The sequence below is a fragment of the Saccharibacillus brassicae genome (assembly GCF_006542275.1).
In the GTDB taxonomy this organism is placed as follows: Bacteria; Bacillota; Bacilli; order Paenibacillales; family Paenibacillaceae; genus Saccharibacillus; species Saccharibacillus brassicae.
Genome location: NZ_CP041217.1, coordinates 298201 through 310408, shown reverse-complemented (window position 1 = coordinate 310408; position 12208 = coordinate 298201). Strand labels below are relative to the sequence as shown.

General features: G+C 58.3%; 9 protein-coding genes. All 9 read left to right on the top strand.

Annotated elements, in window-relative coordinates:
- Positions 1-83 precede the first annotated feature (83 nt).
- The 9 genes from pflB (at position 84) to FFV09_RS01295 (ending at position 12190) form a co-directional block, all read left to right on the top strand.
- Entirely contained in the window at positions 84-2348 is a 2265-nt protein-coding gene (gene pflB / locus FFV09_RS01335) for a formate C-acetyltransferase (RefSeq protein ID WP_141446009.1), read from the top strand.
- A gap of 134 nt (positions 2349-2482) precedes the next feature.
- The gene (gene pflA, locus FFV09_RS01330; protein ID WP_141446008.1) at positions 2483-3220 is read left to right on the top strand and encodes a pyruvate formate-lyase-activating protein; all 738 of its coding nucleotides are present in this window, start codon (positions 2483-2485) and stop codon (positions 3218-3220) included.
- A 213-nt stretch (positions 3221-3433) separates the two neighbouring features.
- Positions 3434-5845: a stalk domain-containing protein gene (locus FFV09_RS01325; RefSeq protein ID WP_141446007.1), complete on the top strand. Its 2412-nt coding sequence runs from the start codon at positions 3434-3436 to the stop codon at positions 5843-5845.
- Positions 5846-6077: 232 nt separating this feature from the next.
- A complete protein-coding gene (locus FFV09_RS01320) occupies positions 6078-6542 on the top strand; it encodes a Fur family transcriptional regulator (RefSeq protein ID WP_141446006.1) in 465 nt (154 codons plus the stop codon).
- Positions 6539-6832: a membrane protein insertion efficiency factor YidD gene (yidD, locus tag FFV09_RS01315; protein ID WP_141446005.1), complete on the top strand. Its 294-nt coding sequence runs from the start codon at positions 6539-6541 to the stop codon at positions 6830-6832. The genes FFV09_RS01320 and yidD overlap by 4 nt, the downstream gene beginning before the upstream one ends.
- Before the next feature lie 397 nt (positions 6833-7229).
- On the top strand, positions 7230-9251 hold the full coding sequence (gene metG / locus FFV09_RS01310; RefSeq protein WP_141446004.1) for a methionine--tRNA ligase: 2022 nt from the start codon (positions 7230-7232) through the stop codon (positions 9249-9251).
- A 209-nt stretch (positions 9252-9460) separates the two neighbouring features.
- Positions 9461-10513 (top strand): metal ABC transporter solute-binding protein, Zn/Mn family, encoded by a 1053-nt coding sequence (locus tag FFV09_RS01305; protein ID WP_141446003.1) that lies wholly within the window; start codon positions 9461-9463, stop codon positions 10511-10513.
- 84 nt (positions 10514-10597) lie between these two features.
- On the top strand, positions 10598-11368 hold the full coding sequence (locus FFV09_RS01300; protein ID WP_141446002.1) for a metal ABC transporter ATP-binding protein: 771 nt from the start codon (positions 10598-10600) through the stop codon (positions 11366-11368).
- 18 nt (positions 11369-11386) lie between these two features.
- Positions 11387-12190 (top strand): metal ABC transporter permease, encoded by an 804-nt coding sequence (locus tag FFV09_RS01295; RefSeq protein WP_141446001.1) that lies wholly within the window; start codon positions 11387-11389, stop codon positions 12188-12190.
- The last annotated feature ends 18 nt before the right edge of the window (positions 12191-12208 follow it).

Here is a 12208-nt window from a genome sequence, read left to right as displayed (position 1 = left end):
TCGGCAATCAGGGATCGATGGCGGGACGCGGAAGGCTTGGCACCGCGATCCCGGCCAAATACACATAAAACGGAGGTAATCACATGTCGGTTATCGAAAAAGAAATCACGGGCGCGAATTCGGAAGCATGGAGAGGGTTCAAAGCGGGCAAATGGACGAACCACGTGGACACCAAAAACTTTATCGACGAAAACGTAACGCCTTACACCGGTAACGAAAAGTTCCTGGCGGGACCTACGGCGAACACGAACGATCTGTGGCAGATCGTATCCAAGCTGTCCAAGGAAGAACGGGAAAGAGGCGGCGTCTGGGACGTGGACGTCAACACGCCGGGATCGATCGTGTCGCACGGACCGGGCTACCTCGACCAGGCCAAAGAACAGATCGTCGGCGTACAGACGGACGAGCCGTTCAAACGGGCCATTCAGCCTTACGGCGGTATCCGCATGGTCATCGACGCGTGCAAAGCGTACGGGTTCGAAGTGCCGGATTCCATCGTCGAGACGTTTACGAATATTCGCAAGACGCATAACCAGGGCGTATTCGACGCCTACACGCCGGAGATCCGGGCTGCGCGCAAATCCGGCATCGTGACCGGCCTGCCGGACGCTTACGGCCGCGGCCGCATCATCGGCGATTATCGCCGCGTCGCGCTGTACGGCGTAGACTTCCTGATGAAGCAAAAACAGCGGGAGCATAACGAAACGGTCGGCGAAGGCATGGACGAGAACACGATCCGCCTGCGCGAAGAAATTTCCGAACAGTACCGCGCGCTGGGCGAATTGAAAAAAATGGCCCAACTGCACGGCATGGATATCTCCAAACCGGCCGTCAATGCCAAAGAAGCGTTCCAATGGGTCTACTTCGGCTACCTCGCGGCGGTCAAAGAACAAAACGGCGCGGCGATGTCGCTCGGACGCGTCTCTTCCTTCCTGGACGTCTACATCCAGCGCGATCTGGCCGAAGGCACACTGACCGAAGAAACGGCGCAGGAACTCGTCGACCACTTCGTCATGAAACTGCGGATCGTCAAATTCCTGCGCACGCCGGATTACAACGAACTGTTCAGCGGCGACCCAACCTGGGTGACGGAATCGATCGGCGGTATGGCGGTAGACGGCACGACCCGCGTCACGAAGAGCAGCTTCCGCTTCCTGCACACGCTGTACAATCTGGGACCCGCACCGGAGCCGAACCTGACGGTTCTGTGGTCGGAGCAGCTTCCGGAAGGCTTCAAGAAATACTGCGCCAAAGTCTCGATCGAGACGAGCTCGATCCAATACGAGAATGACGACCTGATGCGTCCGATCTACGGCGACGACTACGGTATCGCCTGCTGCGTATCCGCGATGCGGATCGGCAAGCAAATGCAGTTCTTCGGCGCACGCGCCAATCTGGCCAAAACGCTGCTGTACGCGATCAACGGCGGCAAAGACGAGAAATCCGGCGAGCAGATCGGACCGGAATATCCGGCGATCACGTCCGAGTACCTCGACTACGACGAAGTCATGAAACGGTACGTGCCGATGATGGAATGGCTGTCCAAAGTGTATCTGGACGCGCTGAACATCATCCATTACATGCACGATAAATACAGCTACGAACGGATCGAAATGGCGCTGCACGACCGCGACATCCTGCGCACGATGGCATGCGGCATCGCCGGCCTGTCCGTCACCGCCGATTCCCTGAGCGCGATCAAGCACGCCAAAGTCAAACCGGTCCGCAACGAGCAGGGCATCGCGATCGACTTCGAAATCGAAGGCGAATACCCTTGCTACGGCAACAACGACGACCGCGTCGACCAAATCGCCGTGCAGCTCGTCGAGAAATTCATGGGCATGATCCGCCAGCACAAAACGTACCGCGATTCGGTACCGACCCAATCCGTGCTGACAATCACGTCGAACGTCGTCTACGGCAAAAAAACCGGCACGACGCCGGACGGCCGCAAAGCGGGCGAACCGTTCGCTCCGGGCGCAAACCCGATGCACGGCCGCGACAAAAAAGGCGCGCTCGCTTCGCTCAGTTCCGTCGCCAAACTGCCGTACGAAGAAAGCCTCGACGGCATCTCGAACACGTTCTCGATCGTGCCCAAAGCGCTCGGCAAAGAAGAAGAGACCCGCAAATCGAACCTAGTCGCGATGCTCGACGGATATTTCGGCAGCCATGCCCATCACCTGAACGTCAACGTGTTCGACCGCGAACAGCTGATGGACGCGATGGACCATCCGGAAAATTATCCGCAGCTGACGATCCGCGTATCGGGTTACGCGGTCAACTTCATCAAGCTGACCCGCGAACAGCAGATGGACGTCATCAACCGCACGTTCCACTCGAATATGTAAACCGGCCGGAACCGGCAAGCCGGCAGAGCTGAAGCGCAAGCCGTTCGCCGGACCGGATACCTGTTCCTTCATAAGATCTTATAGACGGCGCTCGCTACAGGGGAGCGCCGTTCTCCTTGAAAGGGTGAAAACGAATGAGTCACACAGGACGCATACACTCGCTGGAAACCTTCGGGACGGTAGACGGCCCGGGCATACGCTTCGTATTATTTTTGCAGGGATGCCTCATGAAGTGCCAATACTGCCATAACCCCGATACGTGGAATTTCGACGGCGGCCGGGAAATGACCGTGGACGAAGTGCTGGCCGAAATCGAGCCTTACCTGAATTATTATCGGTCTTCGGGCGGCGGACTGACCATTTCGGGCGGAGAACCGACGCTGCAGGCCGCTTTCGTGGCCGAAATTTTCCGCGAAGTCAAACAGCGCTGGGGACTGCACACAACGCTCGACAGCAACGGATTCAACAATCCCGACAAAATTCAATATTTGATGGACGTGACCGATCTCGTGCTGCTGGACATCAAGCATATCGACAACGACAAACATAAAGTGCTGACCGGCGTAAGCAACGAACAGACGCTGCGCACGGCGAAATGGCTGTCCGATCACGGCAAAAAAACGTGGATTCGCCACGTCTTCGTGCCGGGCATCCACGACGACGAGCACAATCTGCGCGACCTCGGACGTTTTATCGGGACGCTGCAGGGCGTCGAGAAATTCGAAATTCTGCCGTACCATCAAATGGGCATTTATAAATGGAAAGAACTTGGCCGGGAATACCCGCTCGAAGGCGTGAATTCGCCGACGGACGAACAGGTGCAGCGGGCCTACGCCCTCATCGAAGAAGGCCGGCGCATGCAGACCGTATAACGTTTTTGCAGGCGGGAAGACTCGGATTTGAATCGTTTGATTTTTACCGAAAACGTATGTAAATGTTAGCATGATGTTAAAGCGGCGGCTCTTCCCGACAACGGAAGGCCGCTTTTTTTTAATGATTTGCAGAAACTTTTACAAAATGCCCGCGTCTAATAGTATGTGCTTAGCGAGAGAAGGACCAAATTCAGCTATAAAGGGAGTCGTAGAATGAATCTCAAGAAAATCACGATCATCGCTTTGCTTGTTGTCGTGCAGACGGCAGCGATGCTGCCCGCAGCATCGGCCCAATCCGCATCGCAGGGCGAAACGCCGATCGTTGTGCAGGGCCAGACCGCACAACCGGAACAATCGGCACAAGAATTTACGAAAAAATTGGCCGCGCCTACGCAAAATCCGGCAGGCCAGACCGATTCGCAAGCGGCGAATCCTATAAATTCGGTACCGGCACCGAACGCGCAGCCTGCGCAGAACGAACCGGCAGTCCCGGCAGCGGTCGAAGGCCAGACCGATCCGACGCTCACGCCGCCGACGGACCAGCCGCCGACCGACGAGAACGGCACCGTGGAAGGGCAGACCGATCCGACGCTTACGCCGTCTTCGATTCCGCCGGCCACGCCGAGCGCGACGCCGCCCCCAACCAAGCCGCTTCCGACCAAACCGACCGTGCCGACCGTACCGGAGATTCCGGCGATCGATCCGGCCATTACGCTCGGAACGGACAAGCTCATTCTGACCATCAACGGCGACAAAATGTACCAGAACGGCGAAATGTATACGGCTGCACAGCCGATGGTCGCCAAAAACGGCGTCTCGTACATCGCGGTTCGCTCGTTCGTTAATCGTGTAGGACTGAAAGTTACATACGATGCGAAAACGAAAGAAACGGTCATCACCAAAGGCGCCGACGAGCTGCGCTTCAAGCTCGACAAAGACGTGTATACGGTCAACGGCGTGCCGACCAAAATGAAAGGCACTTCGTTCCAGCAAAAAAACACGTTCATGGTGCCGCTGACGTCGATCACGCAGGCGCTCGGCATTCCGTACAAAATCGATTACAAGACCAAAACGATCACGCTGACGATTTCTTCGAAACCGACGGCTTCGTTCACGGTCGAACCGCAAAAGATCATCGCGGGCCAGACGACGGTCACGTACAACACCAAATCCGAATCGCCTAGCGGATACCAGATCGTGGACGAGCGTTGGGAAGGCCGCCAGGACGTGTTTACCGATCCGGGCGTCTACACGATCACGTACTCCGTTCAGGATTCCGCCGGACAATGGAGCGATCCGTATACCCAGACGGTGACGGTCGAAGCGCCGAACGTGCCGCCGGTCGCGCAGTTCACGACCGACAAGGATACGTACCGTATGGGCGAGCCGGTCACTTACAGCGACCAGAGCTACGATCCCGACGGCAACCTGCCGGAAGCGAACAGCCGCGTGTGGGAAAACCAAAAAGGCGCTTATTTCACTCCGGGACCGCAAAGCATCACGCTGACGGTAACGGACGCAGACGGCGCGACGAACACGATCTCCAAAACGATCACGATCACGGACGAAATTTTGTACAGCCAGGACGAGTACAACGCCCTGTTCGTTCCGGTCGGCAGCAAGTTCCTGTTTGACGGCGGCAGCGTTCCGTCGATGCGCAAAGTCGAGCGCTTCAACACGTCGGAAGACGTGACGCTGTACCGCAGCAACAGCCCGGAATCTGTATTCGGAACAGGAAAAATGTACGAAGACACGCTGTCGGGCAAAGTTCGCTTCATGATCCACCATGCGAACTATACCAAGCAGAAGGTGACGATGTACGTCGTGGCGACGAACAACAACCCGACGCCGACGACGATCACGACGCTTGACAGCGGCTTCGGCGGACCGAGTCCGTTCGCGACCGCAGCCGGCAAAGTGTCCGTGCAGCGGTATCATGAATCCGTGGCGGCCGGCAACAAGAGATCGTCGGTCACGCTTCAGCCGGGCGAAAGCAAAATCGTCCTGACCGAACTGAACGCTATTCCGATGGCGGACAAAACGGTCATCTCCCTGATCGCGGACGTGGAATCCACGCAGCCGATCACGTACAGCACGCTCATGATCGATCCGAAGCTGGATCCTTACGAAGCGGCCAAGACGCTGACGACCGCTCCGCGCGACGGCGTCCATAACCGCGGCACGTATCCGCTGGCGACCAAAATCGTCGACGTCTACGAGCCGGTTGGCGGCACGACGCCGAGCAAGCTGATCATCGGCGACAACAACGACGACCCGAACCTCACCGGCACCGACGCGCCGAACAATACGCCGGAATCGAACGCGGGCAACTTCGGCGTTCTGTACAAAATCCACCTGGACAAAGTGGCGCCGAACACGCTGATCACGTTCAACGGCCGCGGCGGCAAATATGCCGGCTGGATCACCGTGAACGGGCAGCTCGTCGAATTGTCCGCGCAAAGCCTCGGCCTCGTCGGCTCCGCGCTGAACACGTCGAGCGAGACCGGCGTCGTCTACCGCACCGGCGCTTCGACCGAGAGTCTGGATCTCGAATTCACGCCGGCTCCGGGCAGCAACCTGGCCGTCAACCTGATCTTCTCGCCGCTGCCTGCGCTCAAGCAGTAACGGCCGGAAGCTTGACGGTTCCAAGCGGCATGCGCCGAGAACGACAAGCAAAAAGCACTGAAGCAAAGCCCGGTTTCCGATTTTTCGGAACCGGGCTTTGCGCCGTGCCGGGAGAAGCGCCGACATTGACTCCGTACCGGTTTTGGGGCATTATTAATGCAGGGCATTACGAATAAAGCAGCGTATGCCGCACAGGAAAAAGCCGCTACAGGCAGGAGGCGAGGGTTCACCGATGCTTTCAATGGAACGCATTATCGAGATCATGGCGGAGCAGGGGCTTCGAATTACGGATCAGCGCAAGACGCTGGCCAAGTTGTTCGCCGAGGCGCCGGGTTATCTGTCCGCCAAAGACGTCTATGACTATATGGGACAAAAATACAAAGGACTCAGCTTCGATACGGTCTACCGCAATCTGCGGGTGATGCAGGAGCTTGGCGTTCTGGAGCAGATCGTGTTCGAAGAAGGCGTGAAGTTCAAGCTGCACTGCAGCGAAGACCACCATCACCATCATATGATCTGTTTGCAGTGCGAGAAGACGTATCCGATTACGTTCTGTCCGATGCAGCTGACGGAATCGCCCGACGACTTCCAGGTAGTCAAGCACAAGTTCGAAGTGTTCGGCTACTGCAAGGACTGCCGCGAAGAAGCTTCGCTTGAACCGGTCCGTGCCGCGGCGGGGAAGCGTGAAGCGCGATGAAGATCGCCCGCCGGACGGTTCAGGGACCGATCCGTTTCTATCGCAAATTCATCTCTCCGCTGACGCCGCCGAGCTGCCGGTTCGTGCCGACCTGTTCGGCGTACGCGCTCGAAGCGATCGAGGTGCACGGCGCGGCGCGGGGAAGCTGGCTGGCCGCCAAACGGATCTCCAAGTGCCATCCGCTGCATGCGGGCGGTTACGATCCGGTGCCTCCCCGGCCGGAGCGTGATCTCCGGGCGCAGGCGCCGGAAAGCGAACAATCGAACGAAGTCCGCAGTACGCAGGCCTGAAGGCTTGACACTGCGGGCTTTTTTTCGGTATATTTTCTAATATCGTAGATCTTACGAAGATCCAATATGAAATCCGAAGAACGGATGAGTAGAAGGCGGAACCAGCAGCAGAGAACCGGGTCAGGCGCTGCAAACCGGTCTGGGAAACCCTTTGAAGATGGTCCGGGAGGAACTTTGCGCAAGCGATTCGCGAGCGCAGAGCGTGTTCCAGCGTTAATGGACGGTCGAATGCGACCGGCAGAGCCTTCGATTCGCGAGAACGAAGGGAATGTGGGTGGTACCGCGCGAGCTTCCGGCTCTCGTCCCATTGATGGGGCGGGGGTCTTTTTGATGTCTTCCGCTCCGGCGCACGCGGCTTGCCGCGGCACAATTTACGAATCAGAGGAGAGAAGCGAGCATGACGAATAACAAAAGCTTTTACATTACGACGCCGATCTACTACCCGAGCGGCAAGTTGCATATCGGGCACACGTACACGACGGTAGCTGCCGACGCGATGTCGCGTTACAAGCGGCTGCGCGGCTACGACGTACGTTTCCTGACGGGAACGGACGAGCACGGCCAGAAGATCGAGCAGAAAGCGGCGGAAGCCGGCCAGACGCCGCTCCAGTTCATCGACGGCATCGTCGACGGCATTCGCAGCCTGTGGGACAAGCTCGACATTTCGTACGACGATTTCATCCGCACGACCGAAGAACGGCATATTACGGTCGTGCAGGAAATCTTCGAACGGCTGCTCAAGCAGGGCGACATCTACAAAGGCGAATACGAAGGCTGGTACAGCATTCCGGACGAGACGTATTACACGGAATCGCAGCTGGTCGACGTCGTGCGGGACGGGAACAACAAAGTGACCGCCGGCAAAAGCCCGGAAAGCGGCCATCCGGTCGAACTCGTCAAGGAAGAATGTTACTTTTTCAAAATGAGCAAGTACGCCGACCGCCTGCTGAGCTACTACGAACAAAATCCGGGGTTCATCCAGCCGGAATCGCGCAAAAACGAAATGGTCAACAACTTCATCAAGCCGGGGCTTGAAGATCTGGCCGTCTCGCGGACGACGTTCAAATGGGGCGTACCGGTCAAAAGCGATCCGAAGCATGTCGTCTACGTCTGGATCGACGCGCTGTCGAACTATATTACGGCGCTCGGCTACGGATCGAAAGATCCGGCGCTGTTCGAGAAGTTCTGGCCGGCGGACGTGCATCTGGTCGGCAAGGACATTCTGCGCTTCCATACGATCTACTGGCCGATCATGCTGATGGCGCTCGATCTCCCGCTGCCGAAAAAAGTGTTCGGCCACGGTTGGTTCCTGACGCGCGAAGGCAAAATGTCCAAGTCCAAAGGCAATGTGATCGATCCGGTGAAGCTGATCGACCGCTACGGCCTGGACGCGCTGCGCTACTACGTCCTGCGCGAAGTGCCGTTCGGTTCGGACGGGCAGTTCACGCCGGAAAGCTTCGTCGAGCGGATCAACTCGGATCTGGCGAACGATCTCGGCAACCTGCTGAACCGGACCGTCGCCATGGTCGACAAATACGTCGGCGGCCAGGTGCCCGAATACCGCGGGCAGGTGACGCCGTTCGACGCGACGCTTGAAGAAGCGGCCGCGGCGGCCGTTGACAAGGTCGAGCAGGCGATGGACGGCATGGAATTCTCTGTCGCGCTGACCGCGATCAGCCAATTCGTCAGCCGGACGAACAAATACATCGACGAGACGCAGCCGTGGGTCATCGCCAAGGACGAGAGCTGCGCAGGCGAACTGGAATCGGTCATGCTGCATCTGATCGAGAGCCTGCGGATCGCGTCGCTGCTGCTGCAGCCGTTCCTGACGCGCGCGCCCAAGCTGATCTGGACGCAGCTCGGCATCGCGGGCGACGAAGCCGCCGCGTGGAGAAGCTGGGATTCGCTGCGCACGTTCAGCGTCATCGCGGCAGGCACGAAGCTGCAAAAAGGCGATCCGATCTTCCCGCGTCTTGACGCGGAAGTCGAAGTGGCGAGCATCGTCGAAGCGATGAGCGGCGGCAAACCGGCCGCCGCTGCGGCGCCGGAACAAGCCAAGCCGGCTTCCGAGCCGGTCGAAGCGCCCGAGGCCAAAGAAGAAATCGGCATCGAAGATTTCGGCAAAGTCGAACTGCGCGTCGCGCAGGTCATCGCCTGCGAGCCGGTCAAAAAAGCCGACAAGCTGCTGAAGCTTCAGCTCGATCTCGGCTTCGAGCAGCGTCAGGTCGTCTCCGGCATCGCGAAGTTCTACACGCCGGAAGAGCTGATCGGACGCAAAGTGATCTGCGTGACCAATCTCAAGCCGGTGAAGCTGCGCGGCGAAGAGTCCCGCGGCATGATTCTGGCCGCTTCGCACGGCGATCAGCTGACGCTTGCGACCGTGCCGGATTCGATGCCGAACGGCGCGCTCGTCAAGTAATCCCGCTTATTGCGGCCCTACCTCGGGCCGTCCGGACCGGAATTCTCCAAGCTGGAGAATTCCGGTTTTTTGCCGTTCTCTTTTCCAGGCCTATCGGGCGAAAAAAGTTGACAACCGCATACCGGACTCCTATAATCGGTAAGGTTACGATTTAATCGAGAATCTCTATCCAGATCCGCATTATATTCAGACGAAACGGAGTGTTTTCCATGCTTACCCCCAATCGATCCGCCGGACGGCTCATGCTCGTGCTGGCTTTGTCCGCGCTGCTTGTCTTGTCCGCTTGCGGACGCAATACGTCGGGAACGACGATCGTCGACGACAAAGTGAACGTCGTCACGACGTTCTACCCGATCTACGAATTCGCCGCCGAGATCGGCGGCGAAGACGCCAACGTCATCAACCTGCTGCCGACCGGCGTGGAACCGCACGACTGGACCCCGCGCGGCCAGGATATCGTCAATACGTCCAAAGCGCAGCTGTTCCTGTATAACGGAGCCGGCCTGGAAGGCTGGGTGCCCGATTTCCTCAAAGGGCTCGATTCCGGCACGCAGGTCAAAGCCGTCGAAGTAAGCCAAGGCGTCGAACTGATCACGACGGCCGAAGACGACGGGCATAACCACGGCGCCGCGGAAGACGAACATGCGCACGAAGGCGAAGCGCACGCGGAAGACGAACATGCGCACGAAGGCGAAGAACACGCGGAAGACGAACATGCCGAAGCGTCGGCCGATGCGAAGCATATCGATCCGCACACCTGGGTCAGCCCCAAATCGGCGCTGATCATGGCCGGCAATATTCGCGATGAATTGGTCGCGGCCGATCCGGCGCACAAAGCCGGCTACGAACAGCGGTACACCGGACTTGCGGACAAGCTGAAGCAGCTCGACGCCGACTTTACAGAGAAGCTGTCCGCCGTGCCGAACAAGGAGATCGTCGTCTCGCACCAGGCGTTCGGTTACCTGGCCCGCGATTACGGCCTGTCGCAGCACGCGATCATGGGCTTGTCGCCGGACGCCGAGCCGCGCGCGCAGGATATGCTGAACCTGGCCAATATGGTCAAGGAAGAAGGCATCCGCTACATTTTCTTCGAGGAACTCGTGTCCGACCGTCTGGCCAAGACGCTGGCCGGCGAAGCGGGCGTGGAGACGCTCGTGCTGAACCCGGTCGAAGGGCTGACGCAGGATCAGGCGAAGAACGGCGACGACTATTTCAGCCTGATGCAAAACAATTTGCAAAATCTGCTGCTCGCTTTACAATAAAAAGAGGTACACTATAGAAGAGAACTTATAGCATGGCACTTGATAGAATAGCAACGAAGCGTTTAACCGAAAGGAGGGATTGCCATGTCCGCCATTCCGGCATTGGACTGCCATCAGCCGATGATCGAGCTGCGCGACGTGTCTTTTTCCTACAAAGACCAGCATGTGCTCAAAGAGTTGAGTTTCAGCGTGAAGGAGCGCGACTTCGTGGGGATCGTCGGTTCCAACGGAGCCGGCAAAACGACGTTGCTCAAAATGCTCGTCGGCTTGATGCCGCCGACAAGCGGCGAGATCCGCATGTTCGGCGAACCGATCCGCCGCTTCCGCGACTGGGAACGGATCGGCTACGTGCCGCAGAAAAACGCGCTCAATATGCTGTTTCCGGCAACGGTGCGCGAAGTGGTTACGTCCGGCTTGTACACGAACAAGAATCTGTTCCGCCGTCTGACCCGCGAAGCCAAAGCGAAGCTTGACGACGCGCTGCAGGTTATGCGGATCGAGGACATCGCCGACAAACGGATCGGGCGGTTGTCGGGCGGCCAGCAGCAGCGTGTGTTTCTGGCGCGGGCGATGATCAACCAGCCGGACCTGCTCGTGCTCGACGAGCCGACGGTCGGGATCGACGCCGAGACGCAGGACGGATTTTTCGAATTGATCCGCCATATGCACCAGCATCACAACATCACGTTCCTGATGGTCTCGCACGACATCGACCGGCTGGAAGATTATTTGGGCAAGGAACCGCGGCAGCAGAACGGCAAGATCAAGTTTTTCGTGCGCCATTCGCACGATGATCTGGACTGCGCCGGGACGGACCTGCAGCATTCGCTGCCGCTCGTCCATTCCGCGGAATGAACGTAAGGAGACGGTAACTTGGAAATTTTATTCAGCGACTTTTTTCAACGCGCACTGCTCGGCGGGCTGTTGATCGGATTGACGGCGCCGCTGATCGGCATCTTTCTCGTGCTGCGGCGGTTGTCGATGATCGGCGACACGCTGGCGCATGTGACGATCGCGGGCGTGGCGCTCGGCTTCCTGATCAACGTGTATCCGCTCGTCGTCGGCCTCGTCTTCGCGGTGATCTCGTCTTTCGGGATCGAGAAGCTGCGCAGAGCCTACAAAGGCTATGCCGAATTGTCGATCGCGGTCATCATGTCGGGCGGGGTCGCGATGGCGTCGTTCCTGTTCACGCTGGGACAGGGCTATAACACCGACGTCACCAGCTATTTGTTCGGCAGCATCTATACGCTCGGACGCACCGATCTGTATCTGGTGGGCGGAGTCACGGCGATCGTCGTGGCCGTCGTCGTTATTTTCTACAAAGAGCTGTTCCTGCTGACGTTCGAGGAAGACGCGGCGGCGGTCAGCGGACTTCCGGTCAAGCTGCTCAACATGCTCATTACCGTGCTTGCGGCGCTCGTCATCAGCACGGCGATCAAGATCGTGGGCGCGCTGCTCGTCTCGGCGCTGCTGACCATTCCGGTCGCGTGCAGCCTGTTTTTGGCCAAAAGTTTCCGCATGTCCATCCTGCTGTCCGTCGTTGTGGCCGAGATCGCGGTTATCGCCGGATTGGTCATCGCGGGCATCTGGAACTTCGCGCCCGGAGCGACGATCGTACTGCTGCTCATTTTGATGCTGCTGCTGACGCTGGTCGCCCGAAGAGGATATACCGTCTGACGGATATCCTCTTTTTTT